The sequence below is a fragment of the Pseudoalteromonas sp. Of11M-6 genome, from assembly GCF_022347905.1.
In the GTDB taxonomy this organism is placed as follows: domain Bacteria; phylum Pseudomonadota; class Gammaproteobacteria; order Enterobacterales; family Alteromonadaceae; genus Pseudoalteromonas.
On record NZ_JAKRFW010000003.1, the window covers coordinates 18169 to 40603 of the forward strand.

20 protein-coding genes are annotated in these 22435 nt (G+C 44.4%); 1 reads left to right on the forward strand and 19 read right to left on the reverse strand.

All coding sequences use genetic code 11. The features are described from left to right. Positions 1-16 precede the first annotated feature (16 nt). From MHN32_RS02555 to rpsB, 19 genes are all read right to left on the reverse strand, one after another. Positions 17-364: a hypothetical protein gene (locus MHN32_RS02555; protein ID WP_239420828.1), complete on the reverse strand. Its 348-nt coding sequence runs from the start codon at positions 362-364 to the stop codon at positions 17-19. Beyond that, a complete protein-coding gene (tilS, locus tag MHN32_RS02560) occupies positions 357-1664 on the reverse strand; it encodes a tRNA lysidine(34) synthetase TilS (protein ID WP_206471037.1) in 1308 nt (435 codons plus the stop codon). The genes MHN32_RS02555 and tilS overlap by 8 nt, the downstream gene beginning before the upstream one ends. Before the next feature lie 86 nt (positions 1665-1750). Beyond that, positions 1751-2707 (reverse strand): acetyl-CoA carboxylase carboxyl transferase subunit alpha, encoded by a 957-nt coding sequence (gene accA / locus MHN32_RS02565; RefSeq protein ID WP_010606782.1) that lies wholly within the window; start codon positions 2705-2707, stop codon positions 1751-1753. 16 nt (positions 2708-2723) lie between these two features. Next, complete coding sequence (gene dnaE / locus MHN32_RS02570) at positions 2724-6215, reverse strand: DNA polymerase III subunit alpha (protein WP_239420829.1); 3492 nt, start codon at positions 6213-6215, stop codon at positions 2724-2726. 2 nt (positions 6216-6217) lie between these two features. Continuing rightward, complete coding sequence (rnhB, locus tag MHN32_RS02575) at positions 6218-6811, reverse strand: ribonuclease HII (RefSeq protein ID WP_010606780.1); 594 nt, start codon at positions 6809-6811, stop codon at positions 6218-6220. After that, entirely contained in the window at positions 6801-7955 is a 1155-nt protein-coding gene (gene lpxB / locus MHN32_RS02580) for a lipid-A-disaccharide synthase (RefSeq protein WP_010606779.1), read from the reverse strand. Before lpxB ends, rnhB begins: the two co-directional genes overlap by 11 nt. Positions 7956-8027: 72 nt before the next feature. Further along, on the reverse strand, positions 8028-8801 hold the full coding sequence (gene lpxA / locus MHN32_RS02585) for an acyl-ACP--UDP-N-acetylglucosamine O-acyltransferase (RefSeq protein ID WP_088530226.1): 774 nt from the start codon (positions 8799-8801) through the stop codon (positions 8028-8030). Beyond that, entirely contained in the window at positions 8801-9253 is a 453-nt protein-coding gene (fabZ, locus tag MHN32_RS02590) for a 3-hydroxyacyl-ACP dehydratase FabZ (protein ID WP_010371351.1), read from the reverse strand. The genes lpxA and fabZ overlap by 1 nt, the downstream gene beginning before the upstream one ends. 10 nt (positions 9254-9263) lie before the next feature. Then, positions 9264-10307 carry a UDP-3-O-(3-hydroxymyristoyl)glucosamine N-acyltransferase gene (gene lpxD, locus MHN32_RS02595; protein WP_010606777.1) on the reverse strand — a complete coding sequence of 348 codons (1044 nt, stop codon included), beginning with the start codon at positions 10305-10307 and terminating at the stop codon, positions 9264-9266. Then, positions 10307-10825 (reverse strand): OmpH family outer membrane protein, encoded by a 519-nt coding sequence (locus tag MHN32_RS02600; protein WP_102057107.1) that lies wholly within the window; start codon positions 10823-10825, stop codon positions 10307-10309. The genes lpxD and MHN32_RS02600 overlap by 1 nt, the downstream gene beginning before the upstream one ends. Positions 10826-10836: 11 nt before the next feature. Beyond that, a complete protein-coding gene (gene bamA, locus MHN32_RS02605; protein ID WP_010606775.1) occupies positions 10837-13308 on the reverse strand; it encodes an outer membrane protein assembly factor BamA in 2472 nt (823 codons plus the stop codon). 166 nt (positions 13309-13474) lie between these two features. Continuing rightward, on the reverse strand, positions 13475-14827 hold the full coding sequence (rseP, locus tag MHN32_RS02610) for a sigma E protease regulator RseP (protein ID WP_239420830.1): 1353 nt from the start codon (positions 14825-14827) through the stop codon (positions 13475-13477). 2 nt (positions 14828-14829) lie between these two features. After that, positions 14830-16020, reverse strand: a complete 1191-nt coding sequence (ispC, locus tag MHN32_RS02615) for a 1-deoxy-D-xylulose-5-phosphate reductoisomerase (RefSeq protein ID WP_239420831.1) — start codon at positions 16018-16020, stop codon at positions 14830-14832. Then, the gene (locus MHN32_RS02620; RefSeq protein WP_017216091.1) at positions 16017-16883 is read right to left on the reverse strand and encodes a phosphatidate cytidylyltransferase; all 867 of its coding nucleotides are present in this window, start codon (positions 16881-16883) and stop codon (positions 16017-16019) included. The genes ispC and MHN32_RS02620 overlap by 4 nt, the downstream gene beginning before the upstream one ends. Positions 16884-16893: 10 nt before the next feature. Further along, entirely contained in the window at positions 16894-17667 is a 774-nt protein-coding gene (locus tag MHN32_RS02625) for an isoprenyl transferase (RefSeq protein ID WP_010606771.1), read from the reverse strand. A 171-nt stretch (positions 17668-17838) separates the two neighbouring features. Continuing rightward, positions 17839-18396 carry a ribosome recycling factor gene (frr, locus tag MHN32_RS02630; RefSeq protein WP_010371327.1) on the reverse strand — a complete coding sequence of 186 codons (558 nt, stop codon included), beginning with the start codon at positions 18394-18396 and terminating at the stop codon, positions 17839-17841. Positions 18397-18488: 92 nt separating this feature from the next. Further along, positions 18489-19226, reverse strand: a complete 738-nt coding sequence (pyrH, locus tag MHN32_RS02635; protein WP_010371324.1) for a UMP kinase — start codon at positions 19224-19226, stop codon at positions 18489-18491. Between the two features lie 139 nt (positions 19227-19365). Continuing rightward, positions 19366-20217 carry a translation elongation factor Ts gene (tsf, locus tag MHN32_RS02640; RefSeq protein ID WP_102057110.1) on the reverse strand — a complete coding sequence of 284 codons (852 nt, stop codon included), beginning with the start codon at positions 20215-20217 and terminating at the stop codon, positions 19366-19368. 220 nt (positions 20218-20437) lie between these two features. Next, positions 20438-21166: a 30S ribosomal protein S2 gene (gene rpsB / locus MHN32_RS02645; RefSeq protein ID WP_010371318.1), complete on the reverse strand. Its 729-nt coding sequence runs from the start codon at positions 21164-21166 to the stop codon at positions 20438-20440. A gap of 279 nt (positions 21167-21445) precedes the next feature. Here rpsB and map point away from each other — a divergent pair, with 279 nt between their 5' ends. Next, a complete protein-coding gene (gene map, locus MHN32_RS02650) occupies positions 21446-22237 on the forward strand; it encodes a type I methionyl aminopeptidase (protein WP_010606768.1) in 792 nt (263 codons plus the stop codon). Positions 22238-22435: the final 198 nt, after the last annotated feature.

The window sequence follows — 22435 nt, forward strand, 5'->3', positions numbered from 1 at the left end:
TGCTCAGTGTTATGCGTTAACGCTGAGCACCTTTTCCTAAGTATAGGTAGGCCATCAGGGCTAACGCCGCGCCGTTAAAAAATCCATTTATTACCCATGCAAGCGCAAGGAAATCGGGTAACTCTGAAAACATCACCGCAAGCATTGGCGCAAGTAAGCCAAGAATAAAATACATTCCACCCTTACCATGCCAATACAGAAGTAAAAACACGATACTGATAATGCCTGATGCGGAAGCAAATATTTGATTTAGCCACACCACTTCACTCGACATAAAAAGTACGATAAACACCACCGCAGTGAACACCACCGCATAAGGTGCCTTTTGCGCTAACTGTTGGCCAATCTTTTTACTTTCAGTCATCTTTTACTACCCAAATAATGCCATTGTCTTCTGCGTGATCGGCACTCACAAACAGTCCGTTCACCGCAACCGGTGTATCATTGTAATAAACAACCGCAATAGAATCACGCTCCCAGCTTGGAATGTGTAAATCTTTTAGCCAATGTTTCAAGGTATTAGAGCCAGGTTTGCTCTGTGGTTTGATTTTATCTTTAAGTCTGCCGTAGCGAATGCTAACGATTTCGTCCGTGAAAGGTTTGCGGATCCCCTTGCCAGTTTGTAAAGCAACAGGTGTACTTTGCCCGCTGAGTTCGTTGAGGTTAACGGTCTCAATGTCATGCTTTTGGCTAGTTTCCGTTACCCAATAAAGTGCATCACGATAGCGCCTCACTGCGCCTTGCTTAAAACGAATTTCAAGTTGACTGTCTTGGCGCGATAAAAACGCCTGTTGTACGATTTCATCTAGCTGTTTGTGACTCGGCATCTCTATGCCCTGCTTTGATAGCCACAGTCTGATAACATTATCTCTTCTTGCACAAGAGAGCCGTTGTAAAGCCGTGATATTTAGCGCCATCCGACAACGACACTTTTGCAAGTCTTCTTCACTCACCTCATCAATTATGGCTTGTTGGCGCTGTAGAATATCAATACTGCGCAGTGTGTTACCTACAAAACCATTGAATCGAGAGGTAAGTAGCGGGATCACCTGATTGCGTAAAAAGTTACGGTCAAACACATCGTCAGCGTTGGACTCATCAGTAATATGCTCAAGGCCAAACTGCTGTGCAAATGCTTCAATGTCACTGCGACTAACGGCAAGTAACGGACGAATACAATAGCGCCCAGATGGCAGCTGAGTAGTCGCTCTCATCGCTCCAAGCCCGAGTAATCCAGAGCCGCGCTTTAATCTCAGTAAGAAAGTTTCTACTTGGTCATCGGCATGTTGCCCAAGTACGATTGCAAAACCGGCTTTGGCCGCGTCATCTAAAGCTTGATAGCGAGCTTCGCGTGCTTGCGCTTCAAGGCTAGTACGGGTTTTCCGAGTAATAGCAACCTGCTTTGCAACAAAGGGGACATTGAGTGTTTCACAAAGCGATTTACAAAACTGCTGCCACTGCGTAGCGTGCTGTGACAAGCCATGATTAACATAAACCGCTTGGAGTATAACGTTATGCTTGTTTGCATATTCTCGACAAAGATGGAGCAACACAACCGAATCCACACCACCAGATAAAGCAATACACAACCCTTTGGCGTCAAGGCTGGAACTCAATACCTTTAAACTTGACTCTACTTGTTGGTAAACCCGACTATTAATCATGTTTTCTTACAATCAATAAAAAAAGCCGCTCAATAGCGGCTTTTTAACTTAAATTAGCATTGATATCAATACGAGCAGAACCCGTATTAACAATAACCAAATGACATCAGACGCTTATAACGCTGATCTAACATCTCTTCGGTACTTAGCGCTTCAAGATCAGCCAAGTCACGTTTAAGCTGCACTTTCAGGTTTTTCGCCATCGCATCGTAATTGCGGTGTGCGCCACCTAGCGGCTCTTCGATGATGTTATTGATAAGGTCTAACTCTTTTACGCGAGAAGCTGATACACCCATTGCTTCTGCTGCAAGTGAAGCTTTGTCTGCACTCTTCCAAAGAATAGAAGCACACCCTTCAGGTGAAATTACCGAATACGTGCTGTATTGCAGCATGTTTACTCTGTCACCTACCCCAATAGCCAATGCGCCACCAGAGCCGCCTTCACCGATCACAGTACAAATGGTTGGCACTTTGAGCGCTGCCATCACCTTAAGGTTACGTGCAATCGCTTCACTTTGACCGCGCTCTTCAGCACCTACACCCGGGTAAGCTCCCGGAGTGTCGATAAAGGTAATGATTGGCATCTTAAAGCGTTCAGCCATTTCCATTAAGCGTAATGCTTTACGGTAACCTTCTGGCTTTGGCATACCAAAATTACGTTTGATTTTTTCAGCCGTATCACGACCTTTTTGCTGACCGATAATCATTACTGGCTTGTCGTCAAGACGTGCAACACCACCAAGAATAGCCGGATCGTTAGCAAAAGTACGGTCGCCTGCGAACTCGTCAAACTCGGTAAAAATGCGTTCAATATAATCGCGAGTATATGGACGAAGCGGATGACGCGCTAATTGAGACACTTGCCAAGTACCTAAACCATCGAAAATTTTCTTGGTTAGCTCAACATTTTTGTCTTTTAAGCGGCTTATCTCTTCTTCAAGGCTAAGATCTAAATCGCCAGAGCGGCTTACGTTTTGTAATTCTTTGATTTTTGCTTCCAATTCAGCGATTGGAAGTTCAAATTCAAGATAATTGAGGCTCATGCTCTAAACTACCTGTTTAGTTAAATTCTAATTCTAATTCCTGCGCCGCCAACAGTGATAAACGAGTTAAAAGCTCATCACTTGGCGTCACACACCATTGTGTTCCTAATGTTAACTCTGCTAATGCATCAGGACGCTGATATTTAATTTTTACCGGACACGTTCCAAATTTGTATGGTTCTAGCACTTTTTTGAAATTATCAAAGAAGTTCGCGTCAATTTGAGCCATATTTAGCGTCATTTTTATTGCACTAATACGCTTTTCTCGCGCCTGAGCAATGGTAGAGATTTCTCTTGCGGTCATTGTAATGCCACCAGAGAAGTTATCAAAGCTGACCTGTCCAGATATTACCAAGATTTGGTTAATTTGCAGCATTTCTTGGTACATTTCAAACTGTTCAGGAAATAAGCGTACATCAATTCGGGCACTTTTGTCATCTAAAGTGATAAGCCCCCAACGCGCTCCTTTTTTGTTTATCAAGGTACGAGCATTGATAACCAGTCCCGCCGCGGTTGCTACCGTATCACGATTACCGGGTTGTAAGTCAACTAACTTGCCAGAGGTATAATATTTTAATTCTTTACGATATTGGTTAATTGGGTGGCCTGTTAGATAAAGACCTAAGGTTTCTTTTTCCCCATTTAACCATTCTTTATCGCTGAGCGGCGTGGCTTTGATAAAGGCTTGCTCAACCTCCTCAGGCTCAACTGCTAGCAAACCAAATAAGTCGCTCTGTCCAAGTGATTCGGCTTTGTGATGCTGCTCTGCCGACTTCATGGCATCTTTTAAGCTTGCCAGTAAAGTCGCGCGCCCAGGCTGATCTCTGTCAGGACCAAGCTTATCAAGCGCTCCTGCGTAAATGAGCTTTTCAATCACGCGTTTATTTAGACGCTTTAAATCAACTCGCGCACAGAAGTCGAATAAATCTTTAAATTCTTCCCCTTGGGCTCGCGCTTCAAGGATCGCTTCAACGGGGCCTTCACCTACGCCTTTTATCGCACCTAAACCATAGACGATCTCACCCTGAAGATTTACAGCAAATTTGTAGACACCGGCATTCACGTCTGGTGGTAGCAGCGTCAACTTCATGTTTTCGCATTCATCTACCAAGGTTACGATTTTGTCGGTGTTATCCATATCCGCTGACATTACTGCCGCCATAAACTCGGCAGGGAAATGGGTCTTCATCCATAGCGTTTGGTACGACACTAACGCGTAGGCTGCGGAGTGTGATTTGTTAAAGCCGTAACCCGCGAACTTTTCTACCAAGTCGAAGATTTTCATGGCAAGTTCGCCTTCGACGCCATTATCTTTGGCACCATCTTCGAACGTTGCACGTTGCTTCGCCATTTCTTCAGGCTTTTTCTTACCCATCGCACGACGAAGCAAGTCAGCGCCACCTAGACTATAACCGGCAAGCACCTGCGCTATCTGCATTACCTGTTCTTGATATAGGATGATCCCGTAGGTTGGCTCCAGTATGGGTTGTAGACTTTCATGCTGGTATTGTGCGTCTGGATACGATACTTCTTCACGACCATGCTTACGGTCGATAAAGTTATCTACCATGCCTGATTGCAAAGGACCCGGACGGAATAGCGCAACCAGTGCGATCATGTCTTCGAAACAGTCTGGCTTCAAGCGACGGATCAAGTCTTTCATACCACGAGATTCCAACTGAAATACCGCAGTTGTTTGTGCGTCTAGTAACACTTTAAAACTTGCAGGGTCATCCAATGGGATCGCTGCGATATCAATCGGCTCACGACTTTCTCTACCAAGGCGTTCGTTCGCCATGTCGAGCGCCCATTGCAAAATGGTTAGCGTTCTTAGACCGAGGAAGTCAAACTTAACCAGACCTGCGGTTTCTACGTCGTTCTTATCAAACTGGGTAACAGGGAACTTACCTTCTTCGTCGCAATACAGTGCTGCAAAGTCGGTAATGGTGGTAGGCGAGATAACAACACCACCGGCGTGTTTACCCGCGTTACGCGTACAGCCTTCAAGAATGCGACATTTATCAATCAGTTCACGAACTTCTTCATCGCTATCGTAAGCTTCAGGCAGGCGAGGTTCAACATCAAACGCTTTGGCAAGTGTCATACCGGGGTCGCCAGGTACAAGCTTGGAGATCCTATCTACGAAGCCATAAGGGTGACCAAGCACACGACCAACGTCTCGAATTACCGCTTTTGCCGCCATCGTACCAAAGGTGATGATCTGAGATACGGCGTCTCGACCGTACAGTTTAGCAACGTGATCAATTACCTCGTCTCGTCTATCCATACAGAAGTCGACGTCAAAGTCTGGCATCGAAACCCGTTCTGGGTTTAGGAATCGTTCGAATAGGAGATCGAATTCAAGTGGGTCAAGATCTGTGATCTTAAGCGCATATGCCACCAAAGAGCCGGCACCGGAACCACGACCAGGACCTACAGGGATGCCGTTATCCTTACTCCACTGAATGAACTCCATTACGATTAAGAAGTAACCTGGAAATCCCATTTGGTTGATAACGTCGAGTTCAACCTGCAGACGGTCGTCATATTCACCACGCTTTTCTTTGCGATCATTTTCATCGGGAAATAAGAACTGCAACCGTTCTTCTAGGCCATCTCGCGACACTTTTACCAAGAAATCTTCAATCGCCAGATCGCCCGTTGGATAATCTGGTAGGAAGTAGGTGCCAAGCTGTACCGTCACGTTACAGCGTTTGGCGATTTCTACGGTGTTTTCTAAAGCTTCTGGAATGTCACTAAAGAGCGCTTGCATTTGCTCAGAAGTCTTTAAATATTGCTCTTTAGAAAAGCGTTTTGGTCGATTTTTGTCTTCTAATGTATAGCCGTCGTGAATAGCAACACGAATTTCGTGGGCATCAAAGTCTTTTTCGTGTAAAAACACCACTTCATTCGTCGCAACGACGGGTATATTACGCGCAGCCGCGACCTCCACAGCACCATGGAGATATTCTTCTTCTTGTGCACGTGCTGTGCGTTGCAGCTCAATATAAAAATGGTCGCTAAAATGTTGCTCGTAAAACGCCAGCGTTTCTTCAATTAGCTTAGGATTGCCTTTTAAGATGGCTTTACCTAAATCGCCATCTTTCGCGCCCGAGATAAGGATCAGCCCTTCTTTGTATTTGGCGAGCCATTCTTTATCAATAACAGGACGATGGAATACATGACCACGAAGATAGGCATCGGAGATCAACAAGGTGAGGTTTTTATACCCTTGATTGTTCTTGGCGAGAACGAGAATTCGGCTTGGTTCATCAGGAAACTGATCTGACTTCAGCCAAAAATCCGCACCAATTATTGGCTTAATCCCTGCCCCGTGTGCGCCACCATAAAAACGCACCAAACCACATAAGTTCATTTGATCGGTGATGGCAAGCGCAGGCATTGCAAGCTCTTCGGCCCTAGCCACAATTGGTTTGGTCTTTGCTAGACCATCCACCATTGAGAAGTCACTGTGTACACGCAAATGGACAAATTGCGGGGCTGGCATGTTTACTCCTTCTCGGCCAAAATTCGTTGCACAGGCTTAAAGCTTGTACGGTGATGCGGAGTAACACCATGTGCTTCGAGTGCGGCAAAATGGGCTTTGGTTGGATAACCTTTGTGGCCTGCAAAACCAAACTCTGGATATTCCGCATCGAGTGCTAACATCTCATTGTCTCGGGTGACTTTCGCCAATATGGATGCTGCACTTATCTCGGCAACTAGGCTATCCCCTTTTACAACTGCGGTTGCCGCAACACTTAGCTTAGGTAAACGATTTCCATCAACAAATACATGATTTGGTTGAATTTCCAACCCTTCAACTGCGCGTGTCATCGCCAACATCGTTGCGTGAAGAATATTCAGATCGTCAATTTCTGCAACTGATGCTCTCGCAATGCAGTAACATAATGCCTTTTCTTTTATTTCTTCTGCCAATGCAATGCGCTTTTTCTCTGACAGTTTTTTTGAGTCGGTTAACCCTACTATTGGTTTGGTTGGGTCTAAAATAACGGCAGCGGTCACAACGTCACCCACCAACGGGCCACGTCCTACCTCGTCAACGCCTGCAATATACTGCACATCAGGACGTTCAATTTGCATCTATTAACTCCATTACAGCCTGAGCCGCTTGTTTGCTGGCATTTAGGCGAATGTTCTCATGTATCTCGTAAAACTTTCTAACAAGCTTACTATTATTGCCCTTTAACATCGGGAAAAGTGCATCAGCGAGTGCGTCAGGATTACATTCTGCCTGTAAAAATTCAGGCACAAGTGGTGCGTCAGCCAATAAATTCGGCAAAGCAAAGTATTTGATGTTAAAGGTAAAAAAGGTATTAAAAATCCAATAACTCTTAGGATTTAGCTTATACCCTACCACCATTGGCTTTTTATATAGCATCGCCTCAAGTGTGGCTGTACCCGAGGCCAGTAAAACGCTATCCGCAGCTTGCATTGCCAGTGCTGACTGGCCGTCAAGCATAATTGGGTTCAATTCCGGCGCGACTTCTTTCAAGGCTTCCAAAAACTGCGCTCTGCGCTTTTCGTTTACCAAAGGCACGACGATTTTTAAGTCGGGAATTTTATCGACTAGTTTTTTTGCAGTGGCAAGGTAAGTGCGACTCAATAAGCCAACTTCAGAGCCCCGGCTACCAGGAAGCAGTGCTAAAACCGTATCATCTTGACTTAAGCTCAGCTGTGCACGCGCACCTGCGGTATCCGGCTCAAGTGGAATTTCATCCGCTAGCGTGTGACCCACAAATGTACAAGGCACTTCATGTTTATCATAAAAGGCTTTTTCGAACGGCAGCAAAGACAGCACTAGGTTAGTCGCTTCAGCAATCTTATGGATGCGTTTTTGACGCCACGCCCACACACTTGGGCTTACATACTGAATGGTTTTAACCCCAGCCGCTTTCAACGGTTTTTCAACCCGCAAATTAAAATCCGGCGCATCGATACCGATGAATACATCGGGTGGATTATCAATAAAGTAATTCACCAATTGCTTTTTAATTTTTAGCAAGCGAGGTAAGCGACCAAGCACTTCGACTAGTCCCATAACAGCCAGTTCATCCATGTCAAACAGGCTTTTACAACCAGCTTGTTGCATTTTAGGACCACCGATCCCGACAAAATTGGCATTGGGGTAATGAAGTTTTAGCGCGTTTATGAGGCCTGCTCCGAGTATATCGCCCGATAACTCTCCTGCGACCACGCCAATGGTAATATTTTTTTCGTTAGCCATTGTTATTTTTCAGTATAAAAAAACGCCATACAAAATGTATGGCGTAAGTATAACCTGTATTGCGGTTCAAGTTTAGCGGATCAAACCACGATTAGAAGTCGCAATAAAATCAATCATTTGTTGAACTGCTGCGAACTCAGAAGCCTCTTCTTTTAGCGCTTCTAACGCATCTTCTAAACGCAGCCCCTTACGGAACAACGTTTTGTATGCGCGTCTTGTTGCCATGATTTCATCAGACTCAAAGCCGCGACGCTTTAAGCCTTCAGTATTAATTGCAACGGGTCTCGCTGGCGTGCCAGTCGTTGTAACAAATGGCGGCACGTCTTGGTTCACACCCGAGTACATACCAATAAAGGCATGTGAACCCACTTTACAAAATTGATGTACACCAGAATTACCCGCAAGGATAACCCAGTCACCAATATGTACGTGTCCGGCTACACTCGCATTGTTAGCGAAAATCACATTGCTGCCAATGACTGCGTCGTGTGCTACATGGGTGTAAGCCATAAATAAGTTGTTGCTACCAATTCGCGTGATCCCTTCGTCTTGAATTGTGCCACGATGGATGGTCGCACACTCACGAATAACGTTGTTATCACCAATAATTAGCTTGGTTGGTTCATCCTTGTACTTTTTATCTTGGCAGGCTTCCCCTACTGACGCGAATTGGAAAATGTGATTGCCTGAACCAATTTCAGATGGGCCTTTGATCACAACATGTGATTCAATCTTACAGTTATCGCCAATGACTACGTCATTGCCAATATAACTATAAGGGCCTACAGAAACATTCTCGCCTAGACGCGCGCCTGATTCGATAATTGCGGTAGGATGAATAGCCATTAAAACTCTCTTCTAGCACACATAATTTCAGCTGAACACACAGTTTTGCCTTCTACTTTAGCTTCAGCACTGAATTTCCAGATATTACGGCGTTCTTTTTCGAACTTAACGTGCAAATGCATCGTGTCACCCGGTAGAACAGGTTGTTTGAAACGTGCATTGTCAATCGCTGCAAATAAGTATAGTTCATTCTCGCTGCGATTCTCGACCGTTTTAAAACCAAGTAAACCAGTTGCCTGTGCCATCGCTTCTAGGATCAACACACCTGGGAAAATAGGTTGCTCTGGGAAGTGACCCGTGAAAATAGGCTCATTAATCGTCACGTTTTTAATCGCGTGAAGATATTCGCCAGGCTTAAAGTCTACCACTTTGTCAACAAGCAACATTGGGTAGCGGTGCGGAAGAAGTTTTAAAATCTCTTGGATATCAAAGCTGTTTAATTCGTTAGCCAAAATAGCTTCCTTATTCTACATCAGTATCTTTAAGCTGTGCTGTCAGCAGCTCAAGTGCCTTCAGGCGCGACTTAAAGTCAGATAAATTGCGTAAGTGTGCAATAGACTTACGCCACTCTTTATTCGTTTGGTGAGGTAAACCAGAAGAATAGATCCCTGGCTCAGTAATTCCTTTAGTAACCATGCTCATACCAGTAATGACAACCCCATCACAAATTTCGTTGTGACCATTGATTGCTGTCATGCCGCCAATTTGGCAGTACTTGCCGATCTTAACACTGCCCGCTAATACCGTGCAGCCTGCGATGGCTGTACCGTAACCAACTTCGACGTTATGGGCAATTTGGATCTGGTTATCTAAAATGACGTTGCTATGAATAATGGTGTCTTCTAGCGCACCTCTATCAATAGAGGTACTCGCGCCAACTTCGACACGGTCGCCAATAATTACGGTGCCAACTTGAGGGATTTTAACCCACTCGCCTTTCTCGTTGGCGTAGCCAAAACCATCACTTCCTATTACGGCACCAGACTGGAATAGACATTGCTCGCCTATCTGTACTTCATGATAGATAGTCACGTTTGCCCAGAGTTTAGTCTTTGCGCCTACTTTGGCATGTTTTCCAATGAAGCAGCCTGGCCCTATCTCAACATCATCACCAATCACAGCGCCATCTTCAATTACAGCATTCGCACCCACACTGACATTTTCGCCAAGCGTTGCGGTATCAGAGATAACTGCTGTACGATGAACTCCTGATGCTGCGCTAGGTGTTGAGTCTAGCTTCTGTGCAAGTTTTGCATAGGCTACATAGGGATCTGCGATAATGAGTTTATTACCCGCAAAATAATCCGCGTCTTTTTCACTCAAGATCACGGCCCCCGCAGTCGTGCTTTCAAGCTGACCACGGTATTTGCTGTTGGCTAAAAACGCGATTTGGTCGTCTTTTGCCTGTGCGAGAGTGGCGATATTTCGAATTGATTTATCGCCATCACCTTGCAGCTGAGCACCTAGAAACTCAGCAAGTTGAGATAAGGTGTGAAGTTTTGTCATTACTTATTGCTAACCGCTTTTACCACTTCTTCAGAAAGGTCGGCTACTTTATCAGGATTGAAGTAAATTGTCGTATCTTTTACTTTAACTTCATCAAACTTACCTTTTTTAGCAACAGACTCAATCGCATCTACGATTAGCTTTTGTACTTTAGCAAGCTCTTGGTTTTGACGAACTTTAATTTCTTGCTCTAGTGGACGACCTTTTTCAGCAAGTGTCTTTTGCATTCCTTGGATTTTTTCACGAAGCGCTTCTTTTTGCTCTTCACTCATAGTCGTCGCTTCGCGCTTAAATTTTTCAGCTTCGAAACGAATGTCACCTTGAATTTTTTCAAGCTCTTGACGACGCTCAGCAAACTCAGCTTGTAGCGTTTGTTCAATTTTCGCCATTTGTGGAATTTGCTTATACACTTCCTGCATGTCTACGATGCCGACTTTGTGTGCAAGCGCGCTACCTGAAGCACCCATCATTAGTGCTGCTGTCATGGCTAGTGTTGATGATTTAATAAATTTTTTCACAATAAAACTCCTTAGAATGTATTACTGATATTGAAGCTGATCGTCTTCGTATCGTCTTCTTCTTCTTTTTTGAGTGGGTAAGCGAAACTGATCAGCATTGGACCCATTGGCGAGATCCACTGAATCGATAAACCCGTTGATACTCTGAACCTTGATGGATCAGAGAAATCAGAAAGTAGATTGTATTGATCTTCCGTCAAGTTGTTATAGCGATCTACATCAAACTCGGTATCCCAAACGTTTGCCGCATCAACGAAGAAGCTGGTTCTTACAGAACTGGTATTATCTTCGTCTAAGAATGGCGTTGGTACAATAAGCTCTAAACCTGCTAGTGCTTTTGCGTTACCACCGATACGGCCACCTAGGTTTAGCGTATCAAATTGCTGATCGCCGCCAATACAGCTACCTGATGTACCATCTGGTTTAGGTGTACCCGGAATACACTTAGGCGCACGCTGTACCGCTCGAGGTAGGATCGTGTTTCGGTCAAAGCCTCGCAGCTCTTGCTCTGAAATACGGAAGAACTCTTGGAATGGCAATACTTGCTCAAAGCCATTGGTCTCGCCATAACCGTTACCATAACCTAAGCCCGCTCTCGCTGAGAATACCCAACGATGGTCGTTACTGATTGGCCAGTAAAAACGTGAATCGTAATTAATCTTGAAGAAATTAAGATCTGAGTTTGGTGTAGTAATACTTAAGTTCAAGCTTTGACGAGAACCTGCGGTTGGGAACATACCACGGTTAACCGTTACACGTGACCAACCTGCGCTTAACTCATATTTGGTAAAGTCGTAATCTGCGTTTGGATCGCTTTCGTTTAAGAAGCTCTCACGAAGTACGCGTGTTTGCTCAAAGTCTGAAATTTGCGAAAGGCTTTCTTCAATCCAACGAATACCAAAGTTAACACGGTTAATCGCATTGATTGGGAAACCAAAGTTAGTGCCGATACCGTAGCTCGTCGATTTATAATCTACAATCCCAAACTCACTTGCATCGAACTTACTATAGAAGATACTGCTGCCTTGCGACACACCATCAGGTGTAAAGTACGGATCGGTATAAGATACACTATAACGCTCTGAACCACGCGAAGTGTTAATATTGAAAGCAACTTGGTTACCAGACCCCAAGAAGTTAGACTCACTGACACCGATGTTAAACTGAAGGCCCGCATAAGAACCATAAGCAACACCAGCTTGGAAACTACCTGCTGGTTGCTCTTTTACTTTAAAGTCAACATCAACCTGATCTTCAACCCCTGGAATTGGCTTGACTTCAAACTCTACCGATTCCATATATGGCAAACGTTGAATTTGAAGCTTCGAACGCTCTAAGTTTTGGTTAGACAACCATGCACCTTCAAGCTGCGTCATTTCACGACGTAACACTTCATCCGCTGTATTTTGGTTACCATTCACCACGATACGGCGTACATATACACGCTTTCCAGGATCAACTGATAGTGTTAACTGTACTTCTTTGTTTTCATCATCGATTTCTGGGACTGTTCGCACTTCAGCGTTGGCATATCCAAAACGCGCCAAATAACTCTTAATGAAGTCTTCCGTCGCCGTTACAACTGAGCCGTTGTAAAGCTCACCAGCGCGAAGTGGCACAATACCTTTAATTAAGTCTTCACGGCCTAGTAAGTCACCAATGAAATCAAATCCTTTAACGGTATACTTTTCACCTTCGGTGATGTTTGCCGTAACATAAACTGATTCACGTTCTGGGCTTACTGAAACTTGCGTTGAATCGATGTTAAAACGTAAATAACCACGGTCTAGGTAAAAACTGCGGATCTTTTCTAAATCGCCTTCAATGGTTTGTTTTTGATAACGGTCATTAGATAGGAAGCGCCACCACGGCAAGTCCTGCTGAGATTCAATTAGGTTAAGAAGTTCTTCGTCCGAGAACAGTTCATTACCAACAAGGTTAATTTGACGTACAGAAGCAGCATCACCCTCTTCAAACTTCAGCATCAACTTCACACGGTTACGTGGCAATTCTACAATGCTCACCTCAACCTTAGCATTGTATTTACCAATACTGTGGAAGAATTCCGTTAAGCCTTTTTCGATACTATCGAGTACCGTTCTGTCTAACGGCTCACCTTGGCGAATATTTTGCTGTTCTAAACTCTCATTTAGCTGCTCGTCTTTGATGTCTTTGTTGCCATCAAATTCGATTGAGCTGATAGTTGGACGTTCTTTAACCTTAAAAATAATCTGATTACCATCACGGAATACCGCAATGTTGTCAAAGTGGCCAGACTTATACAACGCCTTGATTGTGCGTGAAATAGTAAACTGATCGACATTGTCACCAACGTTGATCGGAATATGTGTCAATGCAGCACCTAGTGCAACTCGCTGCAGCCCTTCTACTTTTAAATCTTCTACGATAAAGGAGTTTTGCCCTAAGGCAGCAAAACTAGCGCCCAGTAAACTGGTTACTGCAATGTGTTTTTTTATAGGCATTTTATTATCTTTATCCTTTACAACAATTTTGGCGCGATACGCTAAGGCCCACTACATCACAACATTCAAACGTTACAGCTTTTGTATTATGTTATCCGTTGTATGCTTGAACAAAAATGCAAACATTTAAACTGCATATAATGTGCGCTTTTTAGCACCGCACGGCTTAAAGCCGAGAAACATCATTAAATAGTGCAAAAAACGTTAAGGCAAGAAGAAGCGCTGCTCCAATCTTAAACCCAAACTCTTGTGTCTTTTCAGAGACTGGTTTTCTGCGAATTAGTTCAATTAAGTAATACATTAAATGCCCACCATCTAGGACAGGGAGCGGTAATAAGTTAAAAACTCCTAAATTCACGCTGATAAGCGCTAAGAAGCCTAAAAATGCAACTAACCCGTAACTAACGCTATTTCCGGCACTAACCGCGATCCCCACAGGCCCGCTTAAGTTTTTTACCGAGACTTGGCCCGTGATTAAGTTGCCGATCATGTCGAAACTTAAGGCAATCAAGTCGTAAGTTTTACGAATGCCAAGCACCATACTATCTAGGATGCCATATTGTCTAGTTTCAATATAACCATTTGGCCATTTTTCCATCACAGGCACAACGCCCAAGTAGCCTTGTACGACACCTTCTGATGACGTTTTTGCCCGAGGGGTTACCGTTAGGGTTTGTGGCTTACCATCGCGCAGAATATCAATGCTTATGGCTTGATTTGCAGATTTTTGAACTCGGCTCACCAGCTGTTGCCACGACGCCAATTTGTCACCATTTATCGCAACTAGCGTGTCTTCTACTTGTAAGCCACCTTTGTCGGCAGCCGCACCTTCTTCAATATAACCGAGCTGCAGCGTCAGCGGCGGCCTATATGGCGTAATGCCGACTGAGGTCAGCGGCGCTTCGTCCTGCTTTTCCAGCTTCCAGTCACTCAAACGTAGCGTGCGAATTGCTAAGCTACCCTTTTCATCTTGTACTTTGGCAACCAGTGATGGTTCACCTAAATGCGCCATCAATTCAAACGTAACGTCTTGCCATGAGTGCACCAACTCATCATTCAGTGCAATGATGTGGTCGCCTGATTGAAACCCTGCATCCGCCGCGATACTGGTTGGTGTCACAGCTCCAACGACGGGTTTTACTGATTGAACCCCTACCATATACATTGCCGCTAACGTGACAATGGCAAACAAAAAGTTCGCAATGGGGCCTGCAGCTACCACAGCGATACGAGAAAGTACTGGCTTATTATTGAAGGCAAGGTGGCGCTCCTGCTCTGGCACATCGTCGACACGTTCATCGAGCATTTTGACATAACCACCAAGTGGAATTGCGGCGATAACGTATTCGGTTTGGTGTTTGTCATACCACTTAACTAAAGGCTTACCAAAACCGATAGAAAAACGTAAGACCTTAACGCCGGCTTTTCTGGCAACCCAAAAATGGCCATATTCATGAACGGTAACTAAAATCCCTAAAGCAAGAATAAATGAGCCTAAGTGCCAGAAAAATTCAAACATGGTTACCTCAATGTGGCGATAATTTGCTGCGCTCGGTGGCGTGCCGTTCGGTCTGTTTCCATAATAGACTCAACGGATTCTAATACGCTTAGCTCACTGTGCTCAAGCGTTAAGGCATTGACTCGATAGATATCACAAAACCCTATCTTACCCTCTAAAAATGCCGCAACGGCAATTTCATTTGCAGCATTCACTGTTGTTGTTGCGGCCTGACCACTACGACATGCGTCAATCGCTAATTTGAGGTTGGGATAACGGTTAAAATCTGGTTTGGTAAAAGTGAAATCGACAATCTGAGAAAAATCTAATGGCTTGACGCCCGCGTCAATTCTGCCAGGATAGGCAAGCCCATATGCAATCGGCGTTCGCATGTCTGGTTGCCCCATTTGTGCCAGCACCGAGCCATCGCGATACTGCACCATAGAGTGGATCATACTTTGTGGGTGTATCACCACTTCAATATCGTCAGCTGAACAGTTAAATAACCACTTAGCTTCAATAAACTCTAGCCCTTTATTCATCATGGTCGCAGAGTCGACAGAGATTTTTCTGCCCATAGACCAATTAGGATGCGCAACCGCTTCTTCTACCGTTACTGAAGCTAAGGTAGCCAATGAACGCTGCAAGAAAGGTCCACCTGAACCGGTTAATAAAATCTTACTAACACCGCTGTGGCTTAGATTTGAAGATTGTCCCGTTTGTATAGTCGTTGGTAGGCACTGATAAATGGCATTATGCTCACTGTCGATAGGGAGTAAAGTCGCACCATGCGCTTTTACTTTATCCATAAACAGCTGGCCACTCATTACTAACGACTCTTTGTTCGCCAGCAACACTTTTTTACCCGCTTCGACTGCCGCTAAAGTCGGTAACAACCCAGCTGCACCAACGATTGCGGACATCACAATATCCACATCCACGTGGCGAGCCATCTCAGCCATTGCTTCAACGCCATGGAGTACTTCGGTGGTAGTGTCCGTCAAACGTTGAGAAAGTTGCTTAGCTGCGTGCTCAGAGCTCATAACCGCGTATTTGGGTTGATGATGTAAACAAAGCTCAGCCATCTTTTCCGCGTTTTGCCCTGCGACTAAGGCAAATACACGATATTGTTCTGTATTGCGGCTGACGACGTCTAAGGTTGATAGTCCAATTGAGCCTGTCGCCCCCAGTACTACCAAGTTTTGCTCGCTCATAGCACTACCGTCCAAGCGTAGCAAAAAGCAAAAATGGGTGCTGCAGCCGTTAAGCTATCAATGCGATCTAGAATACCGCCGTGACCTGGCAAACAACGGCCTGAATCTTTAAGACCTACTTCGCGCTTAAACATACTTTCAAGTAAATCACCAACGGCAGAAAATAGCGCAATAATAATGGTCATTGCAGCATAAATTGGCCACATGTTGAGATCAATCGCAGCGAAGTGACAAAACACTAACACAAAAACAACTGCGGTGATCACGCCACCAACAAGACCTTCAATCGTTTTATTAGGGCTCACTTTAGGCATGAGCTTGTGCTTACCTAAATTCTTTCCAGCGAAGTAGGCGCCAATGTCTGCGCTCCACACTATACCCAATACCACCATGATAAGAACCGAACCTATGTGTTCGCCATCTTCGTATCCGGCACTACGCATCACGTTTAACGCAAGCCACAGCGGTACTAGTGTCAGTACACCAGCGATGGAGCGCATCATGATCCCTTCATTCCAAGCACGAGCTGCTCGTGGATATTTAACTACCAAGAAAGTAGCAACCAGCCACCACGCAAAAGCGAGCGTAAATACATAATTAGCATCAGCGACTAAGCGCCCTTGCTGCCATAAATCCTGTATTGGCCAGTGGGTGTTAAGCAATAGAATTAACACCGCCATGACGCCAACGAAAGTAAAACGCTGACGCTTTTGACATAGGCCCGCAAGCGCCGACCACTCCCATGCACCAAGCAAAACGATTAGTGCGGCAATCGTACTAAACATTGCCAGCGGTGTATAAAACACCAAAAGTAGAGCCAGAGGTGCAAGCACCGCTGACGTTAGAATACGTTGTTTTAACAAATTTGAACCCTTAACTTGTTGCGTCTTTCTCTGCGAGGAGCTGCTTTATCTGCTCTCCTGTGCATCCGAAGCGTCGCTCTCTAGACACGTAACAAGCAATGGCTTCAGAGAATGCTTGCTCGTCAAAATCAGGCCAAAGCGTGTCGGTAAAATAGAGTTCGGCATACGCAGCTTGCCATAGCAAGAAGTTACTGATGCGGAAGTCGCCTCCCGTTCTGATCAGCAAGTCGAGATTCGCTTGATCGGCCATCGTCATCTGCTCTGTCAAGGCATCTTCGGTTATATCACTTGGTTGCAATTCACCCGCTGCAACTTGTTTTGCGAGGTGTTGTGCTGCCTGTGTGATATCCCAACGTCCACCGTAATTTGCTGCAATGTTTAAGTTAAGCCCTGTATTGTCCTGGGTCAATGTTTGAGCTTCATGAACACGCTTTTGGAGGCTGTCAGGAAAACGAGAAAGTTCGCCAATAATGGTTAGCTTTACGTTGTTCTTATGTAATTTTTTAACTTCTTTAGTCAGCACATAAATAAATAATTCCATTAACGTGCTGACTTCATCTTCTGGCCTACGCCAGTTTTCACTACTAAAGGCAAATAGCGTCAGAGACTCTATACCTAACTTGGAACAGAATTGTACAGCACTACGAACAGAATCTACGCCCTTCTTGTGTCCGAAGGCGCGTGGACGCCTGCGAGCTTGAGCCCAACGACCGTTGCCATCCATTATTATCGCAACATGTTTTGGCAATGATTGCTGCGAAATAACCTCTGCTTTTAAAACCATAATTCCAATTTAAGTGAAAAAAAACGCCGCCTAGTATACCTTAGGCGGCGCTTCAAACCTAATAAATTTGTCAGTGTACCTAGCCCAAAAAAACCTAACTGCTCAGAAACAAAGCAGAATTTTCTGCAATACGTAAACAGTGCGTAAATATAAACGCTAGGATAAAGACATTTAGATTTCCATCAACTCTGCTTCTTTCGCGCTTAGTTGAGTATCCATTTCTTTGATGAACTTGTCAGTCAGTTTTTGGATATCATCTTCAGCTTGACGCGCTTCGTCTTCAGAAATTTCTTTGTCTTTTAGCAATGATTTAATATCACCGTTTGCATCACGGCGAATGTTACGTACTGCAACACGACCACCTTCAACCTCACCACGTACGATCTTGATGAGATCTTTACGACGCTCTTCAGTTAGTGGAGGAAGTGGAACACGGATCACAGTACCTGCTGACATTGGGTTTAGACCTAAGTCAGAAGACATGATTGCTTTTTCTACCGCTTGTGCAAGTGACTTGTCGAATACGCTGATAGCCAGCGTACGAGAGTCTTCCGTCGTTACGTTTGCTACTTGGTTTAGCGGTGTATCTGCACCGTAGTATGAAACAGAGATACCATCTAGTAGTGCAGGGTGTGCACGACCTGTGCGGATTTTAGAAAGCTGGCTTCCAAGTGCCGCCACACTTTTTTTCATGCGCTCTTGAGCGTCTTTTTTAATATCTTCGATCACAATACTTTCCTAGTCTGTTCTTGTTATGCCAGATTATACTCGCAATTTAGAGATTCGCTACTTAACTGCGAGTTGCTGAAATAGTCGTCAGATTATTCTGCTGCTTGAGAAGAGATAAGGGTACCTTCCTCTTCACCCATGATGACATTTTTCAATGCACCCGGTTTATTCATGTTGAATACGCTGATTGGCATATTGTGGTCACGTGCCAATGTAAATGCAGCTAAATCCATCACTTTCAATTCTTTATCGATCACTTCGTTGTAAGTCAACGTGCGGTATAGCGTAGCATCTGGGTTTTTCACCGGATCGTCACTAAATACCCCTTCAACCTTAGTGGCTTTAATCACGGTATCCGCTTCAATCTCTATACCGCGCAAACATGCTGCTGAGTCTGTAGTAAAGAAAGGATTGCCCGTACCTGCAGAGAAAATAACAACACGGCCAGATTTTAATAGGCTAATTGCTTCTGCCCAATTGTACGCATCACACACACCATTTAGCGGGATAGCAGACATCAAACGTGCGTTTACAAAAGCACGGTGCAGCGCATCACGCATCGCAAGGCCATTCATGACGGTCGCCAGCATGCCCATGTGGTCGCCCACCACTCGGTTCATGCCCGCTTCTGCAAGTGAACCACCACGTAAGAAGTTACCGCCACCGATAACCAAACCCACTTCTACGTCGAGCTCTACTAACTCTTTGATTTCTTGTGCCATACGATCCAATACTTTTGGATCGATACCAAAGCCTTCATCTCCCATTAAAGCTTCACCACTAAGCTTTAAAAGAACGCGTCTAAAAACAGGTTTTTTATTGATAGTCATAATATCCGGGCCAATTAAAAGTGAGGTAAAAAATAACCGCGCTTATGCTAGACATAAATGCGCGGTTATTTTAGAGAATTTTCAGCAATGACGCAAAGCTAATGTCAGCTTTTACGTCATTAGGCATCACAATAAGTGATTACTGGCCTTTTGCTGCAGCGATTTGTGCTGCAACTTCTGCTGCGAAATCTTCTTCTTTCTTCTCGATACCTTCACCTACCTCTAGGCGAACGAATGAAGAAACAGATGCATTCTTCTCTTTAAGGTAGTCACCCACTGATTTCTTAGGTTCCATGATGAAAGCTTGACCAGTAAGAGAGATCTCACCAGTGAACTTCTTCATACGACCAACAACCATTTTCTCAGCGATTTCAGCTGGCTTACCTTCGTTCATTGCGATTTCAACTTGAACCGCTTTTTCTTTTTCAACTACTTCAGCAGGTACGTCTTCTGGGTTTAGGTAGTCTGGCTTAGAAGCAGCAACGTGCATTGCAACGTGCTTAAGTGTTTCTTCGTCAGCATCACCAGCTACAACAACACCGATACGCTCGCCGTGACGGTAAGCAACTAGCTTGTCACCTTGGATGTAAGAAACACGACGGATGTTCATGTTCTCACCGATTTTAGCTACTAGTGCAACGCGAGTCTCTTCAAACTTAGCTTGTAAGTCTTCGATAGTTAGTTGCTCAGCTACAGCTGCGTCAGCAATTTCGTTAGCAAATGCAAGGAAGCTTGCATCTTTTGCTACGAAGTCAGTTTGACAGTTAACTTCTACTAGTGCAGCAAAACCTTCGCCTTGCTTGATGATGATTGTACCTTCAGCAGCGATGTTGCCTGCTTTTTTAGCAGCTTTAGCAGCACCACTTTTGCGCATGTTTTCGATTGCTTGATCGATATCACCGCCAGTTTCTGTCAGTGCTTTTTTACAATCCATCATACCAGCGCCAGTGCGGTCACGAAGTTCTTTTACTAGGGCAGCAGTTACAGCCATTAGAATATCCTCAAATCTGAATTCAGTTCTTGATAAAACCAACCTTAGGTTGGCTGAATATCAAATCAAGTACAGCTCGCCTCAATTTGATAAAAATCCGTTATCTTTCAAGGTCTGCTTGGCAAACAACGGGATAAGCAGTTAATCGCTTATAAAGAATATCAAGTCTTCACCAATAATTTGATGAAGACTTGATGACAGCTAATACCTAATCAGGTAATTACTCAGCTTCAACGAAGTCGTCGTTTTCTGCTTGAGCAACGATGTTGCTTTCACGACCTTCAGTGATAGCAGTCGCTACTGCACCAGTGTATAGCTGGATTGCACGGATAGCGTCGTCGTTACCAGGGATGATGAAATCAACACCATCTGGGTTAGAGTTAGTATCAACAACAGATACTACTGGGATACCTAGGTTGTTAGCTTCACGGATAGCGATGTGCTCGTGGTCAGCGTCGATAACGAAGATAGCGTCAGGAAGACCGCCCATATCTTTGATACCGCCAAGGCCTTTTTCAAGCTTTTGCATTTCACGAGTAAGCATTAGCGCTTCTTTCTTAGTAAGCTTCTCGAAAGTACCGTCTTGGCTTTGAGTCTCAAGCTCTTTAAGACGCTTGATTGATTGACGAACTGTTTTCCAGTTAGTCAACATACCACCTAACCAACGGTGATTTACGTAGAACTGCTCACTTTGGATAGCCGCTTCTTTAACTGCTTCGCTTGCAGCGCGCTTAGTACCTACGAAAAGGATTTTGCCTTTGTTAGATGCTACGTTCTGTAAGAACTTAAGAGCATCGTTGAACATAGGAACAGTTTTTTCTAGGTTGATGATATGAACGCGGTTACGTGCACCGAAGATGAACGGCTTCATCTTAGGGTTCCAGTAACGTGCTTGGTGACCGAAGTGAACACCAGCTTGAAGCATATCGCGCATTGAAACGTTTGCCATTGTATATTTCCTCTAAAAGTTAGGGTTAGGCCTCCACATATCCCATAGCACCAACACGAAGTTTTTATAACTGCATGCACCCAAGTGTATGTGTCGATATGTGTGTGTGTTAATATTAATAAGTGTGTTGTCTTAACTACAAACATTCATTCTCATCGTGTGAGGAAGAATTATTTGTAAAAAGACGGCGCGCTTTATACCATATATAAAGAATTAACTCAATCTTATGCGTAAAATTTGTGCATAATAAATGTTCATCTAAATTGACTTGGAGTCTAAATGAGTGCTGTGATCAAAACCCCTGAAGAAATCGAAAAAATGCGTGTTGCCGGGCGTTTAGCCGCGGAAGTACTGGAAATGATCGAGCCGTATGTTAAGCCAGGGGTGACCACCGACGAATTAAACACCATTTGTCACAACTACATTGTTGATGAGCAAGGTGCCATTCCTGCACCGCTAAATTATCACGGCTTTCCGAAGTCTATTTGTACCTCAGTTAACCACGTTATCTGTCACGGAATCCCGAACGATAAACCGCTAAAAGAAGGCGACATTATCAATATCGACATCACTGTGATCAAAGATGGGTATCATGGTGATACGTCAAAAATGTTTTACGTCGGTACACCAACGATCCAAGGTAAGCGCTTAAGCGAGATCACGCAAGAAAGCCTATACCTTGCGATAAAAATGGTAAAACCGGGCGTGCGTTTGGGTGATATTGGCGCTGCAATTCAAAAGTATGCAGAAGGCTTTAACTACTCTATCGTGCGTGAATATTGTGGTCACGGTATTGGTAAAGAATTCCATGAAGAGCCACAAGTAATGCACTACGGCAAACCAGGTACTGGCGAAGTGCTCAAAGCTGGCATGTGTTTGACTATCGAGCCTATGGTTAACGCCGGTAAGCGCCAATGTAAGCTACTAAAAGATGATTGGACTGTCGTTACCAAAGACCGTAGTCTTTCGGCGCAGTGGGAACACACGCTGCTTGTCACAGATAATGGCGTTGAGATCTTAACGCTGCGCAATGACGAAACGATAGACCGCGTTATTACGCATTCAGCTTAATTGCAAAAAGCATTTATCAAAGCCAGCCAGATTGCTGGCTTTTTTATTGCAAAACTCACACAACAGCGATTACAGCCCCCCTTGGTTTAGATGTCAGTTACACACGATGATAGTTGTCCAATCCTTGACCCTTCACCTCCTCGTCACTCGCAATTCTTATTTATTTAGTGTAAAACAGGACTCTACTGTTTTTGCGCG

Bases quoted from the DNA above. Each gene is read 5' to 3' on its own strand.
- MHN32_RS02555 (WP_239420828.1), bottom strand. From the start codon at position 364: ATGACTGAAAGTAAAAAGATTGGCCAACAGTTAGCGCAAAAGGCACCT.
- tilS (WP_206471037.1), bottom strand. From the start codon at position 1,664: ATGATTAATAGTCGGGTTTACCAACAAGTAGAGTCAAGTTTAAAGGTA.
- accA (WP_010606782.1), bottom strand. From the start codon at position 2,707: ATGAGCCTCAATTATCTTGAATTTGAACTTCCAATCGCTGAATTGGAA.
- dnaE (WP_239420829.1), bottom strand. From the start codon at position 6,215: ATGCCAGCCCCGCAATTTGTCCATTTGCGTGTACACAGTGACTTCTCA.
- rnhB (WP_010606780.1), bottom strand. From the start codon at position 6,811: ATGCAAATTGAACGTCCTGATGTGCAGTATATTGCAGGCGTTGACGAG.
- lpxB (WP_010606779.1), bottom strand. From the start codon at position 7,955: ATGGCTAACGAAAAAAATATTACCATTGGCGTGGTCGCAGGAGAGTTA.
- lpxA (WP_088530226.1), bottom strand. From the start codon at position 8,801: ATGGCTATTCATCCTACCGCAATTATCGAATCAGGCGCGCGTCTAGGC.
- lpxD (WP_010606777.1), bottom strand. From the start codon at position 10,307: ATGACAAAACTTCACACCTTATCTCAACTTGCTGAGTTTCTAGGTGCT.
- bamA (WP_010606775.1), bottom strand. From the start codon at position 13,308: ATGCCTATAAAAAAACACATTGCAGTAACCAGTTTACTGGGCGCTAGT.
- rseP (WP_239420830.1), bottom strand. From the start codon at position 14,827: ATGTTTGAATTTTTCTGGCACTTAGGCTCATTTATTCTTGCTTTAGGG.
- ispC (WP_239420831.1), bottom strand. From the start codon at position 16,020: ATGAGCGAGCAAAACTTGGTAGTACTGGGGGCGACAGGCTCAATTGGA.
- MHN32_RS02625 (WP_010606771.1), bottom strand. From the start codon at position 17,667: ATGGTTTTAAAAGCAGAGGTTATTTCGCAGCAATCATTGCCAAAACAT.
- pyrH (WP_010371324.1), bottom strand. From the start codon at position 19,226: ATGACTATCAATAAAAAACCTGTTTTTAGACGCGTTCTTTTAAAGCTT.
- tsf (WP_102057110.1), bottom strand. From the start codon at position 20,217: ATGGCTGTAACTGCTGCCCTAGTAAAAGAACTTCGTGACCGCACTGGC.
- rpsB (WP_010371318.1), bottom strand. From the start codon at position 21,166: ATGGCAAACGTTTCAATGCGCGATATGCTTCAAGCTGGTGTTCACTTC.
- map (WP_010606768.1), top strand. From the start codon at position 21,446: ATGAGTGCTGTGATCAAAACCCCTGAAGAAATCGAAAAAATGCGTGTT.